Annotated in this window: 25 protein-coding genes; 14 read left to right on the plus strand and 11 right to left on the minus strand. The window is 63.2% G+C overall.

Translation table 11 applies throughout. The annotated features are described in order from the left end of the window. Positions 1-969, plus strand: coding sequence for a 3-ketosteroid-9-alpha-monooxygenase, oxygenase component (locus tag ACZ2IA_RS13960; protein WP_470293192.1), 969 nt, complete (start codon positions 1-3; stop codon positions 967-969). A 260-nt stretch (positions 970-1229) separates the two neighbouring features. Here the strand turns inward: ACZ2IA_RS13960 and ACZ2IA_RS13965 are convergent, their stop codons facing one another. The 5 genes from ACZ2IA_RS13965 to speB all read right to left on the minus strand — a co-directional run bounded on the left by ACZ2IA_RS13965 (position 1230) and on the right by speB (position 6460). After that, a complete protein-coding gene (locus ACZ2IA_RS13965) occupies positions 1230-2009 on the minus strand; it encodes a carbon-nitrogen hydrolase family protein (protein WP_470293193.1) in 780 nt (259 codons plus the stop codon). 53 nt (positions 2010-2062) lie between these two features. Continuing rightward, positions 2063-3550, minus strand: a complete 1488-nt coding sequence (locus tag ACZ2IA_RS13970) for a purine-cytosine permease family protein (protein ID WP_470293194.1) — start codon at positions 3548-3550, stop codon at positions 2063-2065. A 96-nt stretch (positions 3551-3646) separates the two neighbouring features. Further along, the gene (locus ACZ2IA_RS13975) at positions 3647-5092 is read right to left on the minus strand and encodes an aldehyde dehydrogenase family protein (protein ID WP_470293195.1); all 1446 of its coding nucleotides are present in this window, start codon (positions 5090-5092) and stop codon (positions 3647-3649) included. Positions 5093-5095: 3 nt separating this feature from the next. Further along, positions 5096-5491: a YybH family protein gene (locus tag ACZ2IA_RS13980; protein WP_470293196.1), complete on the minus strand. Its 396-nt coding sequence runs from the start codon at positions 5489-5491 to the stop codon at positions 5096-5098. A gap of 15 nt (positions 5492-5506) precedes the next feature. Then, complete coding sequence (speB, locus tag ACZ2IA_RS13985) at positions 5507-6460, minus strand: agmatinase (protein WP_470293197.1); 954 nt, start codon at positions 6458-6460, stop codon at positions 5507-5509. A 175-nt stretch (positions 6461-6635) separates the two neighbouring features. Here speB and ACZ2IA_RS13990 point away from each other — a divergent pair, with 175 nt between their 5' ends. Further along, the gene (locus ACZ2IA_RS13990; RefSeq protein ID WP_470293198.1) at positions 6636-7559 is read left to right on the plus strand and encodes a LysR family transcriptional regulator; all 924 of its coding nucleotides are present in this window, start codon (positions 6636-6638) and stop codon (positions 7557-7559) included. A gap of 160 nt (positions 7560-7719) precedes the next feature. On the opposite strand, the gene ACZ2IA_RS13995 is transcribed toward ACZ2IA_RS13990, so the two are convergent. From ACZ2IA_RS13995 to ACZ2IA_RS14010, 4 genes are all read right to left on the minus strand, one after another. Next, entirely contained in the window at positions 7720-8841 is a 1122-nt protein-coding gene (locus ACZ2IA_RS13995; protein ID WP_470293199.1) for an LLM class flavin-dependent oxidoreductase, read from the minus strand. A 239-nt stretch (positions 8842-9080) separates the two neighbouring features. Further along, positions 9081-10055, minus strand: coding sequence for an NADP-dependent oxidoreductase (locus ACZ2IA_RS14000; RefSeq protein ID WP_470293200.1), 975 nt, complete (start codon positions 10053-10055; stop codon positions 9081-9083). A gap of 145 nt (positions 10056-10200) precedes the next feature. Next, positions 10201-10851, minus strand: a complete 651-nt coding sequence (locus tag ACZ2IA_RS14005; protein ID WP_470293201.1) for a Dabb family protein — start codon at positions 10849-10851, stop codon at positions 10201-10203. Then, on the minus strand, positions 10835-11239 hold the full coding sequence (locus tag ACZ2IA_RS14010; protein ID WP_470293202.1) for a hypothetical protein: 405 nt from the start codon (positions 11237-11239) through the stop codon (positions 10835-10837). Before ACZ2IA_RS14010 ends, ACZ2IA_RS14005 begins: the two co-directional genes overlap by 17 nt. 169 nt (positions 11240-11408) lie before the next feature. On the opposite strand from ACZ2IA_RS14010, the gene ACZ2IA_RS14015 reads away from it, so the two are divergent. The 4 genes from ACZ2IA_RS14015 to ACZ2IA_RS14030 all read left to right on the plus strand — a co-directional run bounded on the left by ACZ2IA_RS14015 (position 11409) and on the right by ACZ2IA_RS14030 (position 14917). Then, entirely contained in the window at positions 11409-12347 is a 939-nt protein-coding gene (locus tag ACZ2IA_RS14015; RefSeq protein ID WP_470293203.1) for an AraC family transcriptional regulator, read from the plus strand. 197 nt (positions 12348-12544) lie between these two features. Continuing rightward, positions 12545-12895, plus strand: coding sequence for a VOC family protein (locus ACZ2IA_RS14020; RefSeq protein ID WP_470293204.1), 351 nt, complete (start codon positions 12545-12547; stop codon positions 12893-12895). Between the two features lie 20 nt (positions 12896-12915). Further along, positions 12916-13911 (plus strand): flavin reductase, encoded by a 996-nt coding sequence (locus ACZ2IA_RS14025; RefSeq protein WP_470293205.1) that lies wholly within the window; start codon positions 12916-12918, stop codon positions 13909-13911. A 499-nt stretch (positions 13912-14410) separates the two neighbouring features. Beyond that, positions 14411-14917, plus strand: a complete 507-nt coding sequence (locus ACZ2IA_RS14030; RefSeq protein WP_470293206.1) for a DUF1993 domain-containing protein — start codon at positions 14411-14413, stop codon at positions 14915-14917. A 139-nt stretch (positions 14918-15056) separates the two neighbouring features. On the opposite strand, the gene ACZ2IA_RS14035 is transcribed toward ACZ2IA_RS14030, so the two are convergent. Continuing rightward, positions 15057-15983 (minus strand): LysR family transcriptional regulator, encoded by a 927-nt coding sequence (locus ACZ2IA_RS14035; RefSeq protein WP_470293207.1) that lies wholly within the window; start codon positions 15981-15983, stop codon positions 15057-15059. Positions 15984-16204: 221 nt separating this feature from the next. Between ACZ2IA_RS14035 and ACZ2IA_RS14040 the strand changes: the two genes are divergently transcribed. The 5 genes from ACZ2IA_RS14040 to ACZ2IA_RS14060 all read left to right on the plus strand — a co-directional run bounded on the left by ACZ2IA_RS14040 (position 16205) and on the right by ACZ2IA_RS14060 (position 21421). After that, positions 16205-16969 (plus strand): SDR family oxidoreductase, encoded by a 765-nt coding sequence (locus ACZ2IA_RS14040; RefSeq protein ID WP_470293208.1) that lies wholly within the window; start codon positions 16205-16207, stop codon positions 16967-16969. 118 nt (positions 16970-17087) lie between these two features. Continuing rightward, positions 17088-18002 carry an alpha/beta fold hydrolase gene (locus tag ACZ2IA_RS14045; protein ID WP_470293209.1) on the plus strand — a complete coding sequence of 305 codons (915 nt, stop codon included), beginning with the start codon at positions 17088-17090 and terminating at the stop codon, positions 18000-18002. A 448-nt stretch (positions 18003-18450) separates the two neighbouring features. Beyond that, positions 18451-19110 (plus strand): methyltransferase family protein, encoded by a 660-nt coding sequence (locus ACZ2IA_RS14050; RefSeq protein WP_470293210.1) that lies wholly within the window; start codon positions 18451-18453, stop codon positions 19108-19110. A 193-nt stretch (positions 19111-19303) separates the two neighbouring features. After that, positions 19304-19720: a cupin domain-containing protein gene (locus ACZ2IA_RS14055; RefSeq protein ID WP_470293211.1), complete on the plus strand. Its 417-nt coding sequence runs from the start codon at positions 19304-19306 to the stop codon at positions 19718-19720. A gap of 267 nt (positions 19721-19987) precedes the next feature. Then, positions 19988-21421: an IS1182 family transposase gene (locus tag ACZ2IA_RS14060; protein ID WP_470293212.1), complete on the plus strand. Its 1434-nt coding sequence runs from the start codon at positions 19988-19990 to the stop codon at positions 21419-21421. A gap of 385 nt (positions 21422-21806) precedes the next feature. On the opposite strand, the gene ACZ2IA_RS14065 is transcribed toward ACZ2IA_RS14060, so the two are convergent. Further along, positions 21807-22424 (minus strand): XRE family transcriptional regulator, encoded by a 618-nt coding sequence (locus tag ACZ2IA_RS14065; RefSeq protein ID WP_470293213.1) that lies wholly within the window; start codon positions 22422-22424, stop codon positions 21807-21809. Positions 22425-22467: 43 nt separating this feature from the next. On the opposite strand from ACZ2IA_RS14065, the gene ACZ2IA_RS14070 reads away from it, so the two are divergent. From ACZ2IA_RS14070 to ACZ2IA_RS14080, 3 genes are all read left to right on the plus strand, one after another. Then, positions 22468-23163 (plus strand): B3/B4 domain-containing protein, encoded by a 696-nt coding sequence (locus ACZ2IA_RS14070; protein WP_470293214.1) that lies wholly within the window; start codon positions 22468-22470, stop codon positions 23161-23163. Between the two features lie 19 nt (positions 23164-23182). Next, positions 23183-23800: a LysE family translocator gene (locus ACZ2IA_RS14075; protein WP_470293215.1), complete on the plus strand. Its 618-nt coding sequence runs from the start codon at positions 23183-23185 to the stop codon at positions 23798-23800. A gap of 127 nt (positions 23801-23927) precedes the next feature. After that, complete coding sequence (locus ACZ2IA_RS14080; protein WP_470293216.1) at positions 23928-24566, plus strand: FMN-binding negative transcriptional regulator; 639 nt, start codon at positions 23928-23930, stop codon at positions 24564-24566. Positions 24567-24818 lie beyond the last annotated feature (252 nt).

The raw sequence follows: 24818 nt of genomic DNA on the forward strand, positions 1-24818 counted from the left end.
ATGTCAGAGGATTTCTTTGCGGGCAAGTTTCCACGCGGCTGGTTCGGCGTGTTGTTCTCCGACGAAATTCGGGTCGGTGAGATAAAGTCGCTCCGCTATTTCGACCAGGAGCTCGTCGCGTTTCGCGGCGAAAACGGCGAAGTCGCGATTGTCGATGCGTTCTGCCCCCATCTTGGCGCGCACTTAGGTGACGGCAAATGCCAGGGCGACTCGATTGTCTGTCCGTTCCATGAATGGAAATTCTCACAGACGGGGCAATGCGTCGATATTCCCTACGCCACGCGCATTCCGCCGAAAGCCAAACAGGGGGCGCTGCGGACCCACCCGGTGCGCGAGGTCAATCAGATCGTCCATATCTGGTTCGACCCCGACGGCGGCGCGCCGAGCTGGGAGCTGCCACTGGACAAGGCGATGAACGGCGCGCCGGGCTGGACCAAGTGGTATTTCAAGCGTTGGCGCGTCCGCACACAAGGCAAGGAGATCATCGAAAACCTGGTGGATACGCCGCACTTCACTTATGTGCATGGCTCGCCGATCGAGGAAATCGCCGTCCACTTCGATGGCCACGTCGCGTCGCAGACATCGATGATCGGGGGCCACCCGACCCTCGGTAAGAAGCTGATGACCGAGGCGACCTATTTCGGCCCGGGTGTGCAGCATGTCACGATGGGCGGGACCTACGCGAGCAAGCAGGTCAATATCCATACCCCGATCGATACCGCGCATGTGGACGTCTGCTACGGCATCAAGATCGAGCGCGACCCCGCACTGCCGGATACCGATGCGATCGCCCGGGAATATGCGCAGTACGCCCATGACGCGTTCGACCAGGATGTGGTGATTTGGCAGAAGAAGATTTACCGCCCTAACCCGCTGCTCTGTGACGGCGACGGGCCGCTGTTCCAGCTGCGCAATTGGTATCGGCAGTTCTTCCCGGCAACCCCCACGCAGATGCCAACCGCGACATAAAGGGACGAGCTAGAACCACTAAAGGCCCGCGATCAATTGGCGCTCGAGTACCCCCGGAACGTTCCCTGCTCGGCGGGAATGGCGCCAGGCTTCTTTCTTTGCCCGGGATGACAGGGGCTTTGTTGAGAGCAAGGTTGGTCGAAAGCATGACTATTCGGCCAACCTTGGTTGCAGCCTCAACAAAAAAACGCCAAGCCCCGTATCGATCGGCTTGGCGCCCTGTGGCAATCTCGAGCGGGCTCGTGATCAGGCCCACGGTCTCACTGGCCGACATCCCCGGCCAACTCCAGGTAGCAGTACTCCGCCCGCGCTTCGGTCACTGCGGACAGATCCAGCGTCACCTCGACGACGGCCTCCTCGGAGGCAGAGGCAATGACCAGGTTCTGGCCCTGTGGATCGACGACCTGGCTCTGCCCGCAGAACCGATAACGCTCCCCCTGCCCCACCCGATTGCACAGCGCGATGAACAGCTGGTTCTCCATCGCCCGCACCGGCAACATGGTGCGGTGGACATGGTCATAGGGCTCCATCATGCCGTCGAGGACGATGATCAGCTCGGCGCCGTTACGGGCCAGCGCGCGGACCGACTCCGGGAACTCGATGTCGAAGCAGATCAACAGCCCGAGCCTGCTGCCCCGCCAGTCGCACACCGGATACTCATGCCCCGGCTCGAAGACGCCGGCGTCGGACTCGTAGAGGTGCGATTTGCGGTACTTGAGCAGCACCTCGCCCTCGGCATCGACGAGCAAGGCGGTGTTGAAGAACCGGCCTCCGTCCTCCTCGGCGAAGCCGAACACCACGCTCACGCCGGCGGCCTTGGCCGCCGCCCGGATCGCCGTGACGGAGGGGCCGTTCAGCGGTTCGGCCAACGTTGCGATGTTGTCCGGGGTCGGAAAGCCGGGAATGAAGGTCTCCGGAAACACCAGCAGGTCGGCCTGAGCGCCGCAGTCGGCGATCGCGCGAAGCGCTTTAGCGAGGTTGAACGCGACATCCCCATCGCGGCAGCTGGCTTGGAACAAACGAATGGCAACGGTATTCATGGTACTCCCAAGAAAATGCCGCCTCCGTCAGGTGAGCGGCATGGCCAATGCGCTTAGGCGGTTAACGCCGGGATGGTTTTGCCATCGCTATCGGAGGGTGGGACGGTGCTCAAGGTACCCAACGCCCGTTCGCTCGCCAGAATGGCCGATTGTTCCGCCTCCACGTCCAGCGAGCGGCTCAGCGCGTAGTAGCTGATACCCGACACCAGCAGCCCGACCAGCCAACCGATATCCACGCCGCCCAGCAGCTTGGCGATCGGCCCGCTGTACACCTCGGGCAGCACGAAGAACGGGATGGTCGCGACGAAGCCGATGGTATAGGCGATCAGGCCACGCGCGCCCCAGGCGCCGTAGATGCCGTTGGGGGTGAACAGGTGGGTGATCGCGTAGCGGCCACGGCGCACGCAGAAGTAGTCGACCAGGTTGACCGCGGTCCAGGGCACCAGCAGATACAGCATGATGGTCAGCGCGGCGAACAGCATATTGATCGCGTTGACGCTGGTGGCCAGCGCGATGCCGCCCCACAGCACGGTCAACGCCACGATCACCACCACGCGCAGCGAGCGGGTCGGCGTCACCTTGCGCAGCGAGTCGAGCGCGGTCACCACGGTCAGCATGCCGCTATAGGCGTTCAGACCCATGGTGGCCACCATCGCGGCGATCGACGACAGCGCGATCAGCGCACCGAAGCCGTGGAACACCGCGTTGCCGGAACTGTACAGCGCCACGAGGCCATCCGAGGCACCCAGGCGGGTCGCCAGCCACGCGCCGAGCACGATCAGCCAGATCGCCGAGCTCGCCGCGCCCCCGAACACCGAGGCGATGATCGAGCGCGCCGGGGTGTGGCGCGGCAGGTAGCGCGAGTAGTCGGACACGTACGGCGCGTAGGTGATGTTGTAGCTGGCGCTGGCGGCGATCTGGGCCGCGAACGCCACCCAGGTGAAGCCGCCGGCCGTCGGCACCTTGCCGCCCGCCCCGCCCATCAGGATCGCCGCGCTCAGGATGATGTAGAGCGGTAGGCTCAGATAGAAGATCCACTTGAATACGCGATGCAGCCAGTCGTGCCCGTAGATCGCCAGCAGCATGCCGATCAGCGAGGTGACGATGGTGATGGCGACCGTATTCCAGCCGAAGATGCCGTGCAGGCCGCTGGCCATCAGCACCACGTCGACCACATTGAAGCCGACGAAGGTGAACAAGGTGCCGATCAGCACCAGCGCCACGCCGCGATAGCCGAACTGGGCACGCGACTGGATCATCTGCGGCAGGCCCAGTTCCGCGCCCTGCGAGGCGTGAAAGGCCATGAACAAGGTGCCGAACAGGATGCCGATGATGCCGCCCAGCGCGGTATAGCCCAGCGACAGGCCCATGCTCGGGCCGATGAAGCCGATGGCGATGGTGAAGAATTGGAAATTGCCCAGGAACCAGAATGGCCCCTGGTCTTTGACCTTGCCGTGCCGTTCGTGCTCGGGCACGTAGTCGATCGAGCGCACTTCGATGCCGCCGCGCGATGCGGCGTGACTTCCCGATTGCTGCGTCATGATGGGTTTCTCCTTGCAGACTATAGGCGGACCCCGGGTTTTTGTGTGGGTGTCCGTATGATGAGGCGGGTGCTGCCTTGAAGCGCCAGCGCCGGATCAGATCACCGCGCTGGCAACGACATGCTTGATCTCCTGGAAAGCGCGCAGGCCCCATGGCCCGAGCTCGCGGCCGATGCCGCTCTGTTTGAAACCGCCCCAGGCGGTATGCGGGAAAATCACCTGCGGGCTGTTGATCCACACCAGCCCCACGTCCAGCTCGGCTGCCACCTGCTCGGTGTGTTCGGCATCGCCGCCGACGATGGTCGCCACCAGGCCGAAGTCGCTGTCGTTGGCAATGTCGACGGCTTCGGCGTCGTTAACGAAGCTGCGCACGCAGGCCACCGGGCCGAAGATCTCCTCGCGCCACAGCACGCTGTCATCGGGGAGGTCGGTGAAGATGGTCGGGCCGATGAAGTAGCCGTCCGATGGCTGCGCGTGGCGGCGACCGTCGCTCAGCAGCAGACCGCCTTCGGCCAACCCTTGCTCGATGAAGCCCAGCACGCGCCGTTGCTGCGCGCGGCTGATCAGCGGGCCCATCTCGACCGCCTCGTCCGGGCCGCCGACCTTGAGCGCATCGGCAGCCTCGCGGAAGCGCTCGATGAAATCGGGGTACAGCGCACGCGCCACCAGGATGCGCGAGGTGGCCGAACACATCTGGCCGGCGTTGAAGAACGCCCCGCCGAGCGCCAGGCTCACCGCCTGGTCGAGATCGGCGTCGTCGAGCACGATCAGTGCCGACTTGCCGCCCAGCTCCAGGCTGACGCGCGCCACCCGCTCGGCCGCCGCCTGCATCACCGCCTGGCCCACTTTATTGCTGCCGGTGAACGACAGCTTGGCGATGGCCGGGTGCGCCACCAGCGCCGCCCCCACCTCCGGCCCCGCGCCGCAGACCAGGTTGAGCACGCCGTCCGGCAGGCCGGCCTGCTGCGCGATCTTCACCAGCTCGATTTCGGTCAGCGGGGTCAGCTCGGAGGGCTTGAGTACCACGGTGCAGCCGGCCGCCAGCGCCGGGGCCAGTTTCCAAGCGCTGGTCACCATCGGGAAATTCCACGGCACGATCAGGCCGACCGGGCCGACCGGCTCGAAGCGCACCCGGGCGCTGAACGCCTCGTCGGGCAGCGCCACCGGGCTTTGCGCCAGGCCGGCGCCGGTTTCGCAGCACTCGGCGTAGTAGTCGAAGGTGGCGATCACGTCGCCCACGTCCAGCTCGGCCTCGAAGCGCGGCTTGCCGTTGCACTGCATCTGCAGCGCCACCAGCCGTTCGCGCGCCGACTCCACCTGGCGGGCAATGGCACGCAATACCTCGCCGCGCTGGCGCGCCGGGGTGCGCTTCCAGGCCGGGAAGGCGCGCTTGGCCGCCCGGGCCGCCGCCTCGATCGCGACGGCATCGCCGCCCGAGACCTGCGCGATGGCACGCCCCGTCGCCGGGTCGACCACCTCGAGTACGGTGCCGTTGCCGGCCTGCCAGCGGCCATCGATAAAAATGCCGTCAATCGGAGACATCGCTCACTCCTGCGGTAAGGGCGACAGGTGTTCGTGCACGGCCAGCCAGCGCTGAGCCGCGTCGCGTTGGAAGACGATGGTTTCGCGCTCGCGCATGGCTTGCTCGACCCCGTCGATGGCGACCACCGTCTCCACCGTATGGGTAAACAGCGCCGCCTCGCCCGCCCATTGCACCTGCTGCTCGCTGGAAGCGCAACGGATGACTCGGAAGCCGAAATCGCGCTCCCAGTTGCGCCACTCGGCCTGGTAGGCGGCGCGGCTGTCCAGGCGCTGCGGCAGCGTATGGAAGACGAAGGTCGCATTGGGCGAAAACGCGGCGAAGTAGGCGTCGCTGTCGTGACGGCCAAAGGCCTGCACCAGCGCGTCGGCCGCTTGCAATACTTGTTGAGTCAGGCTCATCGCTTATCCCCGGGCTTAATCGCGGTACTTCACGCCAGGCAGCACGCACAGCATCTCGAAGGCGAGGTTCGCACCGAGCAAGGCGGTGGTGCCGAGCGGGTCGTACGGAGGTGACACCTCGACCAGATCGGCGCCGACCAGGTCGAGCCCCTTCAGGCCACGGATGATTTCCAGCGCCTGCGGGACGGTCAGGCCGGCGATCTCCGGTGTGCCGGTGCCCGGGGCGAAGGCCGGGTCGATGCCGTCGATGTCGAAGCTCAGGTACACCGGGCCGTCGCCCATCATCTCGCGCACCTCGCGCATCAGCGGCGCCAGCGACTTGCCCCAGCAGTCCTCGGCCTGCTCCACGCGGAAGCCCTGCTCGCGGCACCAGTCGAAGTCCTCGGCGGCGTAGCCGGTGCCGCGCAGGCCGATCTGGATCACCCGGTTGCAATCGAGCAGGCCCTCTTCCACCGCGCGGCGGAACGGCGTGCCGTGCGCGATCTTCTCACCGAACATGGTGTCGTTCACATCGGCGTGCGCATCCACGTGCACCACGCCGACCTTGCCGTACTTCTTGCGCATCGCGCGCAGGATAGGCAGCGCGATGGTGTGGTCGCCGCCCAGCGTGATCGGGCGGCAGCCGCCGGCAATGATCTCGTCGTAGGCTTGCTCGATCCGGTCTATCGAATCGTGCATGTTGTAGGGGTTGGTGGCGACGTCGCCGATGTCGGCGACCTGCAGCGAGTCGAACGGCGCGGCGCGCGTCGCCATATTGTAGGGGCGCAGCAGCACCGACTCGGCGCGGATCTGGCGCGGACCGAAGCGGGTGCCGGTGCGGTTCGACGTACCCAGGTCGAACGGCACGCCGACGAAACAGGCATCCAGCCCCTGGCTGCTCGCCTGCTGCGGCAAGCGCATCATGCTGGCGATGCCGCCGAAACGCGGCATCTCGTTGCCGCCTTGAGGTTGGTTGTACTCATTGCTCATCGCTGCTCTCCATCATCCACATCGAAGTTTGTCAAAACACCTAGTTCGGTGGTTTTTCAGTAGTATGTGGCGTACAGCGAAAAGTAGAATACGCAATGCATCATGTTTACATTGATAAAAATCAATGTATCGATCCGGCCATGGCGGCGGTCGTCTCACACCACGAGGAGGACTCATGCTCAGAACGATTAGCGATCTGGATTTGCGGCTGTTGCACGTGTTTCTGGCCGTGGTCGACGCCGGCGGCGTCACCCCGGCGCAGACCACGCTCAACGTCGGCCAGTCCACCATCAGCGCCCAGTTGTCCACGCTGGAAACCCGGCTCGGCTACCGGCTGTGCGAGCGCGGCCGCAGCGGCTTTCGCCTGACCCCGCGCGGCGAGCGCATGGTCGATCTGGCGCGCGAATTGCTGGCCGTGGTCGACGACGTCGGCGAGCGGGCGCGCAATATGGGCCAGCAGCTGGTCGGCACGCTGCACCTGGGCCTGATCGGCCACACGCCGATGAGCGAGAACGCGCGCATCAGCCAGGCGATAGCCCGCTTCCGCCAACGCAGCCAGGCGGTGCGGTTCTCGATCTCGGTGCGCGCACCGGGCGATCTGGAAGAAAAACTGCTGAGCGGCGAGATCGAGGTGGCGGTCGGCTACTTCTGGCACCGGGTCACCAGCCTGAGCTACACGCAGTTGTTCGTCGAACGGCAGATCGCCTACTGCGGCCTCGGTCACCCGCTGTTCGAGCGGGCCGGCGACCTGCAGCTCGACGAGGTGACCGAGCACGAATGGGCGTGGCGCTCCTACCCGCTGCCCGAGGCGCAGCTGTCGCTGCCGCCCAATAGCATCACCGCGGTCGCCGACAATATGGAAGCGGTCGCGGTGTTCATCCTGTCGGGCCATCACCTGGGCTATCTGCCGGAGCACTTCGCCAGACCGTATATCGAGCAGGGCCTGCTGCGTGCGCTCAACCCGGCGCGCTTCCACTACGAGGTGCCGTTCCACATGGTGACCCGCAAGTTGAACCGCCATACGGACATCGTCGCGGCGTTCATCGAGGACCTCAAGGCGGTGCACCTGAGCGAAGGCGGCGCCCTGCTGCCGGACTGAACAGCGAACCGCCCTTTCGGCCAACCTTGCCGCCCGCCCGTCCAAAAAAAAATCGGCAACCGTCGAAAACGGTTGCCGTAAACACTCCTACCATGACCACCCAAGGCGGAGAGAGGGCTAACGCGGCCAGGAGACGGCCCGCGCTAGTTGCTGCAAAAACTCACTTGCCGCGGAAATGCGGGATCACGTACTTGCCGATGTTGCGGATCGTTTCCAGCTGCGCCCACTGCGGCACCGTGCCCATCTGGCAGATGAACAGGATCTCGTCGGCGCCGGCTTCCTTCAGGCGCTGCACATAACCGATGCAGTCCTCGACCGTGCCGTAGGCGTGGTTCGGGTTCATCATCGCCAGTGCCGGATCGGAGAAATCGACCACCACCTCTTCGGACGCGAAGCGCGACTTGATCACCATCTCACCGCTGGTCGCCTGGGTCAGGTCGTCCTGCCATTGCGCCGGGTCCGGGCGCTCGCCGCCGGCGTACCAGTAGGCGAGCGATTCCATGAAGTAGCGCTGGCCGCGGATGCCGATCTGGCGCGCCTGCTTGCCGTCGTCCAGCACGATGGTCGGACACAGCGCCGCCAGGTGCTGGTGCGGGCGATAGCCGACCTGCTGCTCCGGCTTGCGGCTCTCCCAGGCGTCGCGGTAGACCTTGTTCTTCTTCGCCACCTCGTCCGGGCCGCCGAAGCCGAGCACCAGAGCACCCATGCCGCGCTGGCCGGCGCGCGCGAGCGTGTCGGTGTTGGTACACGCCATATACATGCGCGGGTGCGGCTCCTGGTACGGCTTCGGGTGGATCGGCCGCTTCGGGATCTTGATGAAGTCGCCGTGGTGCTCGATCTCGTCCTGCACGAACATCTTCGGGATCAGATACATCGCCTCGTCGACCATCGGGTGCAGCTCGGCCAGGTCGTAGCCGAACGCACCGGCCTCCTGCTGGCTGCCGCCCTTGCCGACGCCGAAGTGCACCCGGCCCTTGGACAGCAGGTCGAGCGTCGCGATGCGCTCGGCCACCTTGATCGGATGGTTCATCGCCGGCGGCAGGCAGACCACGCCGTGGCCGAGTTCGATGCGCTTGGTGCGCCCGGCGATGAAGGCGAGGAAGGTTTCCGGCGCGCTCATGTGCGCATAGTTGGTCAGCGAGGTGTGCTCGACGCACCACACCACGTCGAAACCCATCTGTTCGGCCAACTCCACCTGCTCGACGATCTCGTCGAACACCCGGCGATCGCCCAGACGCGAGTCATCGACCGTCTGCGCTTCATAGATCAGGGAGAATTTCATGTGCCCATCCTTTGGCTAGATTGTCCGTCGCGGGCTCCGGGGCGCGCCGGGGCGGGCCGTACCGTTACCTCTGGCGACGATTCTTGCCCAGCCACTCCCCCGCCAACATCGTCCATTCGGAGTAACGGCGGGCCCGCATTGCCGTGCAGGATCGACCAGCCTGATAGACATGCGCCGCGGCCGTCCTGTTGCGGGCGGCCACGGCAATAATGACGACTCGATGAGCCGGGTCAGCCCATCTAGTCCGCGACCTGCAACACCAGCTTCACCCTGGCGGCACCGGACTGGACCCGGTCCAGCGCCTGCGCCACCTGATCGAGCGGCATTGTTTCGAAGCGGGGCGGGCGCACTTGTTCGCTGGCGAGCAGCGCGGCGATCTCGCCGAGCCGGGCACCGCTCGGCATCTTGCTGTAAGCCACCGCGGTGCGCAGCCCGCGCCTCACCGCCTCCTCGTGATCAGGGCCGGCATCGCCGTTGGCCAGCGTCAGGATCCCGACGAGGATCCCACCGGGCCTTAACATGTCCAGACCCATCGGCAGCGTTCCGCAGCCCACGGCATCCAGCACCATGTCGACCCCATCGACAGACCAGTCGCGCACCGCCGCCAGCATGTCTGCCGCGCGGTAGTCTATGCCCCGGTCGCAGCCGAGCGCGCCGACGTACTCCATGTTGTACGCCCCGCAGGTCGCGGCCACGCACGCGCCGGCCAGTTTGGCAAACTGAATCGCAAAGGAACCGACGGCTCCGGCTCCACCGTGGATCAGGACCTTCTGCCCGGCCGCGAGGCCCCCGTCGTCGAACAGGCCGGCCCAGGCCGCCAGCGCTGGCGTCGGGACCGCGGCAGCCTGAGCAAAGCTCAGCTTGTCCGGCATGCGCACAACGGAATCCTGGGAGACGGTCGCGTATTCGGCGTACGAGCCCCATTTGCCGGCGCCGACGTCGGTTTGCGCGAAGACCCTCATGCCCTCGGTGAAGCCCTCGACACCGGCGCCGACGGCGGCCACGGTCCCCGCCACGTCAAAACCGATGACGAACGGAAATGCATAGTTCAGGAAAGGGCTCAGGTAGCCCTCCCGGCATTTCCAGTCGGCTGGATTGACGCCGGCACAGGCGACCCGGATCAGGACTTCACCCGCGCCCGGTTCAGGCGTTGGAACGTCGGCAACCCTCAATACGTCCGAACCACCGACCCGATCGATTACAACAGCACGCATCGCAGTGTCTCCTCAATATTCATGTAGCTTGGAATCCGGACGACCCAGTCCGGGATGCCTGGGGACGGCAGGCCGTCAGATGGGTAACGGTGGCCAGGTATCGGCCGGGGAGCCGTGCAAGAAAGAGGACGCGAAGTGGTAGCGATCATGCGGACTCCCCTGCGCTGGCGGAATGGGCCAGGATGCTCGATGCGAGCGGACAGAACGCATGGGAAATGGCCTCTACCGTCCACTCGGGACACTCGACATCGAACCAGCGATCCACCCGGCCCCAGTGGAAAGGATGGGTCAGGTACTCGCCGAGCAGATCGTCGACGCAGGCGAACTCTTGTTGCCAGACGTGAGTCCACCGGCTTGCCGATGTGACGCGACTGAGCTGCCAATTACGAATTCCCGGCATGTACTGCGGCATGCGCAGCAGATCGCGCTCTAGCGCGGCGACGTGTTCCTCGCGCGCTTGCGGGCGGACGCGGAACAGCAGGGTGCGCCAGATCCCGCCCCGAAGGTTGGCCGAACGCAGGCTCCCGGCCAGCCGGCGGTACGCGACGCGGTCGATCCGCGCGACGCCTTTCAATGGGGCCAGGCTCGCCGCGTTGGCCGAACTCGGTGTCACTGACTCGAAGTGCAGGTCCAGCGTGTAGTCGCCGACCCCCCAGCTGCCCTGCAGATTGCGGCCGAGCTCGACGCGGCGCACGCCGGGCAGCACCTGGGCCTGTGCATGCAGTTCGCGCTCGAACGCGGTCGCATCGGCGCCGGCGGCGAGATAGATCTGTGCCGTTTCATGCCGCATCTTCATGCTCCATCGCTTGCGATAACGGCTCTTCCGCGCACGTCATCACGTGGCGGCGGCGCAGTTGGCAAAGCTCGTCTACCGCGGACCAGAAGCCGAGTACGTCGGCGCCGGCGGTACTGCGCATGCCGTAGTAGGCGTAGACGCCCGGCACCTGCCACAACAGCCAGAGGGTGTTGGGCGCGTCGGACACGGCCACCGGCGGCGACACCCAGCGATTAAGCAGAGTGAGACCCCGTGGCCCGCAGCCGGACAGGTAGCGTTCGTCAAGCAGCGCAAGCACGGCGGGAATACGGTCGGCGTCCAGCACGATTTCGTCGAGCACGTGGATCGCCCGCTGCCAAGAGCACGGCTTTGCCGGCCCCGATTCGGCGGGGTTAACATCGGTCGTCATGGTTCTCCTTTCCCGGCATCGCTTAGCCGGTGAACGGATTATGTGGTGGGTCTGGGCTAACCGACCCCTACCGTGTCGATCAGTAATAGCTACCGCGGCGATCAAAATGAAAACTCGCAGGAAGGCTTCCTCGTTGCGAAATGTTCCTCCCGGATTGGAGGCGCGGTTATTGGACGAACTGAAACGCAGCAACATCGCGACGCAGGAGCCGGCCCCGGACGGTCGGCTGTCGGCGGAGCGCTTCGTCGCGCTGTACCGTGCCGCCATAGAAGGCTTGGAGGTGCAGGTGGCCCGAGGGGACAGCCATCCACCGATGCGCAAGCAGGAGGTCGACCTGATGTGCCGCTGCCTGCTGAGCTGTCGGACCTTGGCCGAAGCGGTGCGCTGCGCGGCCGAGTTCTGCGCGATGCTGTACCCCCGCGCCGGCGCACTCGAGCTTGAGACAAAGGGCGGGACCGCGACCTTCCGTATGGATTCGCTCCGGCACAGGCAAAGCTCTGCGGCCTGCCTGGTCGACCTCACCGGGCTCTTTTGCTACCTGCAGCTGTTCGGCTGGCTGATCGGCCAGCCATTGCATCCGACTGGCGTCTTCCTGGCGCATCCGCGCCGTGACGATGCCATGCCCTTCTTGGGCCTTTTCAACGCCCCGGTGGCCGTTGGCCAGGAATCCTACGGCTTCACCTTCGACGCCGCCTTGCTGTCGCAACCGATAGTGCGACAGCCTGCGGAGTTGGAGCCGTTCCTGGTGGATTTTCCGTTCCGGCTCATCGGCGCGCCGGCGAGCGTGGTGCCCTGGGTACAGCAGGTACGGGGGTTTCTGGATGCGGTGCTCGCCCGTGAACACGCGCTGCCGACGCTGGCCGAGGTGGCCCAGTGTTTCGGCGTCAGCGAGCCCACGCTGCGGCGCCGCTTGACCGCCGAGGGCGCCGGCTACCAGGCGCTGCGCGAGCATTGCCTGCGCGAAGCGGCCGAGCGCGGCCTACGGAATACCGATTGGTCGATCGGGCGAGTGGCGGGCCATCTGGGCTTCAGCAGCGAAGAAGCGTTCCGCCGCGCCTTCCTGCGCTGGACTGGCCATGCGCCAAGCCACTTCCGGCGTAAAAAGTAAACTCGCCGCGCGCCGCGTTTTCCTGACTCGTGCGACGACGGGCGCTCGGCTCGTTCGGCCGTCACACCCCACACCTTCGCCCCCCGTCTTCCGCTCGCGTTAAAGCCGCGTCTTTTCTCCGACGTTCATTCGGACGATGCCGCAGTTCCTGCTCGCTCCCACACTCTGTCAGCAACCCTGCAGATAGGAGCCATGCCATGCAGTTGACCATGCTGATCCAGCCGGTGGACGACCTGCCCGCCGCCGCCGACTTCTACCGCGACGCGTTCGGCTACCGCGAGAAATTCCGTGACGGTACGCGCTTCTGCCTGTTCGACACCGGCGCCTTGCCGCTGGCGCTGGCCGCCGGCGACGAGCGCCTGACCGAGCGCACCGCACCGGTCTACCGGGTCGACGACGCACCCGCCGCGATCGCCCGGCTAACCGCCGCCGGCAGCCACGTGCTGCGGCCGCTCGAGCAGGGTCCGCACGAATGGCGTGCGGTGCTGGCCGACCCAGCCGGCAACCCGCTGATCGTCACGTCCCGCCTCACCCCCGCACAGCCCTGATACCGGGCAAGGAGACCAGCATGGAAACCGTCGCGTCCGCCTCCGCCTTCGACCGCCGCGAATTCCGCAGCGCGCTCGGCAGCTTCGCCACCGGTGTCACAGTGATCACCACCCGTGCGCCGGACGGCAGCCCGGTCGGGCTGACCGCCAACAGCTTCAACTCGGTGTCGCTCGACCCGCCGCTGGTGCTATGGGGCCTGGCGAAGAACGCCCGCAGCATGCCGGTGTTCGCCGACGCCGAGCACTGGGCGGTGCATGTACTGTCGGCCGAACAGGAGGCGCTATCGAACGCCTTCGCCAAGAGCGGCGAGGACAAGTTCGCCGGCGTCGAACTGGAGGCCGGACACGCCGGCCTACCGCTGTTGCCCGGCTGCGCGGCGCGTTTCCAGTGCCGCACCCGCTTCTGTTACGAGGGCGGCGACCACATCATCTTCGTCGGCGAGGTGGTCGAGTTCGACCGCCGCGACGCCACCCCGCTGGTGTTCCACGCCGGCCGCTACGCGCTGGCGGCGAGCAAGGACGCCGGCCGCGCCACGCCGGCTCAGGAGCGCCTGGCCGGTAGCTTCGACGACGATCATCTCGGTTATCTGTTGGGGCGCGCCTACTTCCAGTTCTACGCGCCGATCCGCGACGCGGTACGCCAGCACGGCCTCGACGACGGCGAATACTTCGTGCTGTCGACGCTGACCATCCGCGGTCGCGCCACGGTCGCCGAGCTGTCGCGGCTAATTGCACTGACCGACTGCCTGCTGTCCGAGGCGCGGCTCGACAGCCTGGTGCTGCGTGGCCTGTTGACGGTCGACGACGACGGCGAGCGCCACTACGCATTGAGCGCGCGCGGCCGCGAGCTGTCGTTGCGGCTGATCGCCGCCGCCAAGGCGCGCGAGACCGATCTGCTGCAGACGCTCGGCGACGCCGACGCGCTGGCGCTGAAGACGCTGTTGCACCGACTGACTGGTCTCGCCGGCCCCAACCCGGACCTGTGGCAGCCGGGCGGGCACCCGAACGCCTGTTGAACAGCTTGTTGATGACAGAACGCGCTCCAGGACGGAGGCGTTTTGTCGTTGGGGCAACTCGGATGAATGCTGCCTGACTATCTGATGAGGGGGCTGCACGCATCAAGAACAGCCTGGCCTTGCGCTGCAGGGGCCGGAAAGGCGGGTGACGGCCAACTGAAAGTCTGGCCCCTTCACACGACCTGCGCCTGCTGGACGAACAAACCAAGGGGCAAGGTGAGGCGGTCAAAGCCTCCCGCCGCGCCGCGCAACTCGCGCTTACACTACCAGGAAGGCTCTTTCAGCTATCTTGAAGTGATCGAACGCCGAACACAGCCGCAACTGCCACTACGCAATTGTCTGGCGCGCAGGCGGGGTCCACGGTGAGTTTATCCGCGCCTTGGGCGGCGGCTGGGACGATTCGGCGGCGGCCAAAGTGAATTAGCCTCAAGCAGCATCTTCACTCTTAACGATCAAGGATCAGGCGCTCGCCTGATCCTTCCTTATCAGGAGCCAGCGCATGTCTCTCTCCATGTACCAAGCTTCCATTCCGGTGCTAATCCGTGGCTTGACTAATCTAACGGCCATCCTCAACAAGGCCGCCGCACATGCGGAAGCGAAGGCTATCTCGCCGGAAGTATTCATCAACGCCAGGCTCGCCCCCGATATGTTTCCACTGGTGCGCCAAGTGCAAAGCGTTTCCGACACAGCCAAGGGCTGTGCCGCGCGCCTGGCCGGCGTTGAAGTGCCGAGTTACGCCGATACCGAAACCAGCTTTCCCGAGTTGCAGGAACGCATCGCCAAAACCGTGACGTTCTTGCAAAGCATCTCGCCGGAACAAATTGACGGCAGCGAGGAGCGCCCCGTCACCCTCAAAGTGCCCAGCCAAGAAATCCATTTCACTGGGCAAACCTATCTGTTTGGCTTTGCCCTGCCCAACTTTTATTTTCACCTGACCACCGCTTACGGCATTTTGCGGCACAACGGCGTGGAGATCGGCAAGATGGATTACTTGGGCGGGGTTTGAAGCTGGTAGGGAGGGCGGGTTAGCCGAAGGCGTAACCCGCGCAACTTGCGCCGGCGTCTTCCACTCACGCCAAACGTTGAACAGCCGCTTCGGGTCGATGCCGGGCTGATGAGCTGACTTACAAGTTTCCCTGTCGCGCCTAAGGGGCGCGTCCCGCTGGACGGCTCCATGCATCCCAGTATGGCGGGTCGCCGATGGCCTCGCGGATGCATTCAACAAATGCCCGCAGCTTGGCCGACGCACGCCGGCCCTCAGGGTGCGCCACATAGATGGATTCGGCTGCCGCCTGTGCACCCAAGTCGATCACCTGTAGGGCACCGGCCTGGATCGCCGCGCCGGCGATAAAGGTCGGCAGCAGCGCGATGCCCAGCCCCGCCACGGCGGCGTCGCGCATCATGTCGCCGTTATTGACGCGCAATGCGACGGGTGCACGAACGACCAGTGCGCCTTCCTGGCCCTGGAACCGCCAATCGGCCACGCCCCGATTGACATAGAAGATGCCGCGGTGGTTCTGCAACTCGTCCATCGTGCCTGGGCTACCCTGCCGCGCCAGATAGTCGGGGGACGCGACCAGCTGGCGCCGGCTCGGCGCCAGCCGCCAGGCCACTAGCCGCGAGTCCGCCAAAGCCCCGTGCCTGACTACGGCGTCATAGCCGTCGGCGGCCGCGTCCACACGGCGGTCATTTAGGTCCAACGTCAGCTCCAGCTTGGGGTGCTGGGCAAGAAAGGGATAGAGCGCCGGCCCCAGATGCATGCGACCGAACGTGACCGGGGCCGAAATGCGCAAGGGCCCCGACAAGCTGCCGCGGCGCTCGGCAATGTCGGCAGCCGCCTCTTCGACCTCGCGCATGATGCGTACCGCTCTCTCCAGAAACGCCGCCCCATCCTCGGTGAGGCTGACCTTGCGGGTCGTGCGATGCAGCAGGCTTGCGCCCAGCATTCGCTCGACCTCGGCCAGCCGCTCACTGACCACGGATTTAGACAGATGCAAGCACCGCGCCGCCTCGCTGATCGAGCCAGATTTCGCGATGGCCACAAAGCTGGCAATACCGTCTAGCTTGAGCATTGTTCGGCACTCCCGAAAAGCAGTTCCGTGATCTGCACCCTACTGTGAACAGCGACTGGAAACCATACTCATCTATAGCAGCGAACGTGAGCCGGCAATGCCGACACTAGCCAGTGCCGGGGTGTATGTCGCGAGCCTCGCTACCGCTTGCAAGTCAATCAATGAGTATCAAAGCGCTCGAAGGTGGATGCTGTCCGCCCGGCGCCAATCAGGAGATCGCTATGGGACGCCTATCTGAAAAAGTCGCCATCGTCACCGGTGCCAGTGCCGGCATCGGCCGCGCCACGGCGAAGCTGTTCGCTGCCGAAGGGGCTAAGGTCATCGTCGGTGCGCGGCGCCAGGGCGAGCTGGACGAACTGGTCGCGCAGATCCGCGCGGCCGGCGGCGAAGCAGCCGCATTGGCTGGCGATGTGCGCGCGGAGGACTATGCCAAGGCGCTCGTCGCACTGGCGGTCGAGCGCTACGGCCGGCTGGATGTCGCCTTCAACAACGCCGGCACGCTGGGCGAAGCCGGTCCGAGCACCGGTGTGTCCGAGGCAGGCTGGAATGACGCCATCGCCATCAACCTGACCGGTTCCTTCCTGGGCGCCAAGCACCAGATCGCGGAAATGCTCAAGCACGGCGGCGGTTCGGTGATCTTCACTTCCACCTTCGTCGGCCACACCTTTGCCTTCCCGGGCGTTGCGGCCTACGCGGCTAGCAAGTCGGGCCTGATCGGCCTGACGCAGGCCCTGGCTGCCGAGTTCGGACCGCAGGGGGTGCGTGTCAACGCGATCCTGCCGGGTGCGGTGGACACGGCTATGTACCGCAGCATGAACAGCACGGCGGAATCACAGGCCTTTATCACCAACCTGCACGCCCTGAAGCGCGTGGCCAGCGCCGAGGAACTGGCCCGTTCGGTGCTGTATCTGGCCTCGGACGATTCGGCCTTCGTGACCGGCACGGCCTCCTTGGTCGACGGCGGTGCGTCGATCACTCGCACCTGAGCAAAGTCAGGGGCTCGCCAGTTCCTGGCCCAATGAACCCTGCCGATCACCCTCGCACTACTGGCCTAACAGGTACTGGGCCAGCAGTGCCGGCCCTGTCAACCGAGGAAAAGAAACCATGCTCAGATTGCTTGCAGCCATCGTGCTCACGATCGTCACGGCGCTGCCTGGCTACGCACAGGTCAAGCAGTATCCGATCGCCTTCCGTCAACAAGAGATTCAGACCGATGGCGCCACGCTGCACGTCCGTGTCGGCGGTAGCGGCCCGGCCGTCGTCCTGCTCCACGGCTTCGGCGACACGGGGGATATGTGGACACCGCTGGCCGTCGCCCTTGCAAAGGACCACACCGTGGTCGTGCCGGATCTTCGCGGGATGGGCCTGTCGTCGCACCCCGAGAGCGGCTACGACAAGAGGACCCAGGCGGCGGACATCCGATCCGTGCTCACGAAGCTCAACATCGATCGCTCCGATATTGTCGGGCATGACATCGGAACCATGGTCGCGTATGCGTATGCAGCGCGCTACCCAGACAAGACCGATAGCCTCGTGGTCATGGACGCGCCGGTGCCCGGCGTTCCGCCTTGGGAGCAAATCGTTCGCATGCCTGCCCTCTGGCACTTCTCATTCGGCGGTCCCGATGCGGAACGGCTCGTCAAGGGCCGGGAACGCATCTACCTCGACCGCTTCTGGAATGAGTTCGCGGGCGATCCGGCCAAGGTCGACGAGGCGACCCGGGTCCACTATGCCAAGCTGTACGCGCGGCCGGGCGCAATGCATTCGGCGTTCGCACAATTCCTGGCGATTCCTAAGGACGCCGAGGACAACCTGAAATCGATCACGACCAAACTCGGCATGCCGGTGTTGGCCATCGGCGGGGAGAAGTCCTTTGGTGCGAACGAGGCCATCGTGATGCGCAACGCGGCCAACAACGTGACCGGGCTCGTGATTCCCAACGCCGGTCATTGGTTGATGGAGGAGCAGCCGGAGGCCACCGTCCAGGCGGTTCGGGACTTCCTTGACAGAAAGCGTTAGGTGGAACCACCACCCGCGTCGATAGCGACGCTTCGCTTGCTCGGACACCGAGGAGAAGCGCCGAGCGTCCGCTTTCCCGCTTAGTGGGCCGGTCAGTGGGCTCTGTTGCCTAGACGGGCGCTAGTTACAGGCTTGGCAAGCGGAGGGCATGGCTGAGAAAGTTGCCATGTCCGCGAGGTGTCCGATAGGCGATCCGGAGATGAACTCATCAGCCATGACTTTCCGCCAGCCCACTCTCATTCCGAACGCAAGCTGTCACCGAGGAAACGATGCGTAAGACTACCTTGATGCTCTCAGTACTTGCGGCCGTAGGTGGGCCTGCCCTCGCCGGACCCGGAACCGACACCTCCCAGGCTCGACAAGCTGCTGACGGTCGCTGACCGGCCAAGAGCGGCCATTGAGCACTGGTTCTACGCTAGTAGAGTGAGATTTCCCAAGCGAGGAAGCCATGAGAACCACGTTCAGATTGGCGTTCTTTATCATGGTGTCGACCCTTGCCTATCTCGGGCTTGCCGTCCTCGGCTGGGGCGGATTTGCGGCCTTCTTCTCCCACCCGGCCCTGCTTGTCATTGCGATGGCAACCATTGTGATGGCTGGCATAGCGCCCTTCACCGACGGGAATCTGAGCTCTGGTGAGTGTGAGGATAGGGCCAACCGCTGGGTTCTCCCTGTCATTGGGCTGATCGGCCTGCTGGCCGCCTACCTACCGGCCTATACGGACCGGCTGGGGGTGTGGACCCTCGACGGCGAGAGCATGCGTTGGTTTGGTATCGTTCTCTACATCGCCGGAGGTGCGCTACGGATCTGGCCAGTCTTTGTGCTCGGCTACCGGTTCAGCGGACTGGTAGCCATTCAGCCCGGGCATACGCTGGTCACGAGCAGTGTATACCGTACCATCCGCAACCCCAGCTATCTGGGGTTGCTCGTCAACTCGCTAGGGTGGGCCCTCGCATTTCGTTCGGGGGTCGGTGTGTTGCTGACGGCGCTGACTATCCCTCCGCTCATCGCGCGCATACGCGCCGAGGAAGCGCTACTGCGCACGCAGTTCGGTGGTGAATACGATGCCTACTGCGCACGCACATGGCGGCTGATTCCCGGGCTCTATTGATGTGAACAGGTGATGTGAACAGGCACGACGGTCCGGTATCGGTCGATGGTGGCCAATCGCGTCCGGGTCCGGCGCTTCCGGCGATGCACGAGATCTCACGTCAGGAAGTCCGGGCCTCGATATGCCTCGCCAAGCGTCGAATCGAAGCGAGCGCACGCGGCGATGTCTTCTCGGGGTTTCGGAAGGAGCACATATGCAAGACGGTTCACAGGATGCGGAAGTAACCCTGGTCACGGTGCACCCCGATCGGGAAATTGCAACGAGCCAGCGCTTGCCCTATTTCGTGGGCATTTCTGCAATCACCGCGGGCGCCAAAGGCTTGTCAATGTATCTCGTCGTCGTTCCAGCAGGCGGACACGCCGAACCCCACGTGCACTGCGGCTATGAGACGGGAATCTACGTGCTGGAGGGGCGTGTCGAGACCCGATACGGGCCTGGATTGCGCCAATCGGTCGTCACCGAAGCGGGTGACTTTCTCTTTATTCCACCCGGTGTGCCGCACCAGCCATTCAACTTGAGCGTGACTACACCCGCCAGGGCGATCGTCGCGCGCAACCAGTCCGATGAACACGAGCAGGTTTTACCGTACGATCCGGCTGACGAAGGATAAGAGCGACGAGTGGGCTGTGACGCAGTTATACCTTCCACCCGGAAACGCTCTGGCGGGTGCGCATCTGCCGCATCGTCTCGCTATGTCAGCTGAGCACTGGCTTGGTGACGACCGCTTCCGGTTGGAACGCCGGCCGGCCGCAACCGTCTCAGTTCGGCCAAGAGGAGACGGTCGCCGATGTTGCTCCGAACGACCGCTGCTCGGCGAGGCTGTGTGAAAACGCTCCCCCCACTATGATGTCCGTAATGCCACGCCGGGGACTGAGCCATGACACGGTTTGTTCAGGGGGATCATAGGTCGCAGGCCGCATTGCTGCCGGCGCTGCTCGATGACTATGTCGCCGATGATAATCCCGTCCGGTTTGTTGACGCCTTTGTCGATCAGCTCGATCTGCGCGGCCTGGGCTTCACCGGGGTCGATCCTGAGGCCACCGGACGCCCGGCTTACCACCCCGCTGTCTTGCTCAAGCTGTACATTTACGGTTACCTCAACCGGATTCCATCCAGTCGCCGCCTTGAACGAGAAACGCAGCGCAACCTCGAGCTGATGTGGCTGCTTGGGCGGCTCTCTCCCGACTTCAAGACGATTGCCGACTTTCGCCGCGACAACGGTACTGGCATACGCAATGTCTGCCGGCAGTTTGTCGTGCTGTGTCGGGAGCTGAATCTGTTCACGCAGGCTGTCGTCGCCATTGATGGCAGCAAGTTCAAGGCGGTGAATGCCCATGACCGTAACTTCACGCGTGGCAAGCTGGAGAAGCGCCTGCAGGAAATCGATCATTGCATCGAACGCTATCTCGCGGCGATGGCAACGGCAGATCGCCAGCCTCCCGAGATCGCTGAAGCTAGAACACACCGGCTTCAGCAGAAAATGGCTACGTTGAAAGCCCGGCTGGAGAAGCTCAAGCACATCCAGGTGCAACTGGAACAAGAGCCCGCAGGGCAAATTTCGCTGACAGACCCGGATGCCCGAGCCATGGCCACCAGCACCAGTCGCGGGCTGGTCGGCTACAACGTTCAAACAGCGGTCGATACCCAGCATCACCTCATTGTTGCCCACGAAGTCACCAACCATGGCAGTGATCGTCGTCAGTTGGCGAAGATGGCCAAGCAGGCCAAAGACGCGATGCAGGCGACCAATCTTCAAGCCATTGCAGACCGCGGTTACTTCCATGGGGAAGAGATCTGGGGCTGCGCTGAAGCCGGCATTGTGCCGTTGGTGTCGAAACCGATGACCTCCGCTGCCAAGGCTGAAGGCCGATTCGACAAAGAGGACTTTGTGTTTGATCCGGCTGCTGGCGAATACGTTTGCCCGGCAGGTAGCCGGTTGATCTGGCGGTTCTCAACGACGGAACGTGGCGCACTGATCCATAAGTACTGGAGTTCAGATTGCCCCCGTTGCGGGCTCAAGGAGCAATGTACGCCCAGCTCATATCGTCGAGTGACACGCTGGGAGCACGAGGCTGTGCTGGAAGAGATGCAGAAGCGTCTGGACACCCAATCCGGAATGATGAAGCTACGGCGTCAGACGGTGGAGCACCCATTTGGCACACTGAAGGACTGGATGGGGGCAACCCACTTCCTGACACGAACCCTGAAGCGGGTCAGCACCGAGATGAGTTTGCATGTGCTCGTCTACAACATGAAGCGAGCCATGAAGATCATCGGATTGGCAGGATTAATGGCGGCAGTAGCGGCCTGAAAGGGCCTTTTTGCCTGTCCAAATAGCTTGGCTTGTGCTGCGCGCCCGATATCGGCAACCCGAGCGAGGCTGGTGCAATCATCTTCAGCAGCATTAGTTCTGTGCGTTTCCACACGGCCTCCGGCCAAAGCAGACGCATGCTTTGGCGCAGCAGATGTCCACCCTCAGTCCATCAGCAGCCGTTCACCGAATCATCTGCCTGACACTTGAAAGACCGCTCTAGCCGCTGATTCACCCCGCGCTACGGCCTTTGTCGCACCATCGACCAAGGCCCTTCGATCTCGTCGCCTAATGGAAGTAAAAAAATGCTGCGAATGTGCGTTCACTGCTGCGCGCACACATCACAGGCAGAACGGATGGATGAATCGGAGAAGGCGTGAATGACTCAAAATGTCGTTGACAATTGATGGAGCTCAGCGACAGTCATGGTGAATACAAGCTTGCTGTCACTCTCGTTCGAATAGTGATGTGGCACATCGGTTCTTGCCACTGCTGAGCAGCCTTCAGGGATTGTGAGTTCGGTTTTGTCTATTTTCACCTTAAGCACCCCCTCCTCAACATGAAACAACTCGAAAGTGCCTTGCGGGTGACCTGGTGACTCAAATAACTCTCCAGGAAGCATCTCCCAGCGCCACAGTTCGATCATGTTTGGTCCGCTAGTTCCAGCCAGCAAGCGGGCAGATCCCCCCTTGGGGCCAGTCCATAGCGTCGGGATGTCCTTGCTCTCAATCAGATGAGCAAAGGGGGGGCTGGCCACGTTCACGATATCGGCCACCGACACACCAAGGGCCGCTGAAAGTTTGCAGAGGATAGCAATGCTGGGATTGGCATTGCATTTCTCTATCTCCACCAACATACCTTTGCTGATGCCTGCGCGACGAGAAAGCTCGTCTAGGGAGAGCTTCTGCTTTTTCCTATGTTCTTTGAGCCTGCTGGCAACAGCTTCGCTGACGGTTTGCACGTCTGCGCCGAAGTCGGTCGATATATTGACTTTTTTGGTCATTGGTCACTATCATGGGATGAATCAGTCACTATAGAATTCTCCGATGCTGTCCGTCCTGCCGTCAATCGATCCTAACGTCGCCAATCTAGCCCCCGGCTTCCGGGCGCTTAGCATCAGCGTTGAAGCTTCCGACATCGTCAACCCGGGTATTGCCGCTGAAGCGCTAGACCGTGCCTGCAAATCGCTTGCTACCGGCGATGCGATTTGGGCTGAGGCTCATCTCTTGGCCTGGGCTGATGTGTTCAGGAAGTTTGATGCCAAGCCGCAGCGTACGCCCTGCTCAGCCGAGGCCTTGCGCAAACGCGTTCTGCGCGATGGCATCCTTCCAAGCCTTGACCCTGTTGTTGATCTCTACAACGCCATCAGCATCCAATATGCCATTCCCGTTGGCGGCGAGAATTTTGCGGCTTATGTCGGTATGCCTAGATTGGCCGTTGCGGATGGAACTGAGTTGTTTGACACCATGAAAGATGGCGTGTTGGTCCACGAGTCGCCCGAACCGGGGGAGGTCGTTTGGCGTGACGATGTCGGGGTGACATGTCGTCGTTGGAACTGGCGTCAGGGCGTTAGGACGAGGCTGGGCTCAGAAGCTAAGCAGATGTGGTTCATTCTGGAAAGCTTGCCGGCGATGCCGCTGGAGGCGTTGCATGAAGCTGGCGATCAACTGGCTAAGGGCCTGCACCTCATGATGCCTGGTGCAATCATTCACTCAAAGCTCATTGGCTTAAATTCCCAGTAAGAGAGGCAGGATCCCAGCAATGCTTCCATCCATTACCTTCCTATTCGCCGCGACACTCCTAGCCATTACCCCGGGGCCTGGGACTGCCTATGTTGTTGCTCGTACCGTTGCCGGCGGGAGGGCGGAAGGAATCGCGTCCACCCTCGGCACCGCCGGTGGCGGCATGGTGCATGTCTTGGCAGCTGCGCTCGGATTATCACTACTGATTGCTCAGTCGGCTCTTGCCTACTCAATCGTGAAGTACCTTGGGGCGGCCTACCTGATCTACCTTGGAATCAAAATACTTGCATCGCGCGCCTCATCTACAGAGCTGCCGACCCTTCAACGAGCAGGAGCACGCAAGGCTCTCAGGGATGGAATCATTGTTGAGGTGCTCAATGTCAAGACAGCGATGTTCTTCCTGGCCTTCATTCCACAGTTCGTGTCCGCCGAACATGCGTTGGCGCCTCAGTTCATCTTGCTCGGAACCATCTGCGTCGTACTCAATAGCACCGTAGATTTGTTGGCTGTTGTTGCTGCAAGCCGCTTCGTTGCGTCGGGCGCTGCCAGAGCCACACGAGAACGTTTGTTGTCGCGAGTATCCGGAGTCACCATGCTTTGCCTTGGGATATTTGTCGCCATTGCCAATCGAGAGTAAAGCGCTGCTTGCCCCACAAATTTATCCAAATTGGATGCGTGGCGTAAGCCAATCCAAGCGTCACAATGCGTACAGAACAAATACGCACCAATGACCTTCGACATCTCAGTCAGCTAGCGGAACCGACATGTACATTCCAGCCGATTTCAATGAACCGCGCACCGAGATGCTGCACGGCCACATCGCACAACATCCGTTTGGTACGCTGATTACGCATGGGAAGAGTGGGTTGGACGCCAACCATCTTCCGTTCGAACTAGCAGCAAATGAAGGTGAGTTGGGCGTGCTGCGTGCTCATGTCGCGCGAGCCAACCCGATATGGCAGGACGTCGAAAACGGTGATGAAGTGCTTGTGGTCTTTCGTGCGGGAGATGCCTATATCTCCCCAAGTTGGTATCCGAGCAAACACGAGTTCCACAGGCAGGTACCGACCTGGAACTACATCGTCGTCCACGCCTATGGACGCATCCACTTTCACGATGACGAGAAATACGTGCGCGGCGTGGTCGCTCGGCTGACCCGCACGCACGAGGCGTCGCAACCCGAGCCATGGAAAATGACCGACGCACCGAGGGACTACATTGATACCTTGCTCAAGTCGATCGTCGGCGTGCAGATTGATATCACGCGACTGGTCGGTAAGAGCAAACTGAGCCAGAGCAAGGACGCGCAGGACATTCGAGGTGCTGGTGAGGCGCTCAGAGCGCGCGAGAACTATCAGATTGGCGACGCAATGCTCGCCCATGCTGCGGGGAAGTCGGAATAGAACAGTCTGATCCGGTCAACTGGCCCGGCAAGATGCCGGACAACTGACTATGACGTGGACTGTTCTTAGGGCAGTAGATAGTCCCGACCCTCATGCCGAGGCTTGTTCAAACGTCATGGATCTGGCACCGCTCAAGTGGCCGCTCCTCGGCGAGGCTGTGTGAAAACATCCCCAGGGCTATGATTTCCGTAATGCCATGCCGAGGACTGAGCAATGACACGGTTTGTTCAGGGGGATAACCGGTCACAGGCC

It is taken from the genome of Crenobacter sp. CS_VA4 (assembly GCF_055597485.1).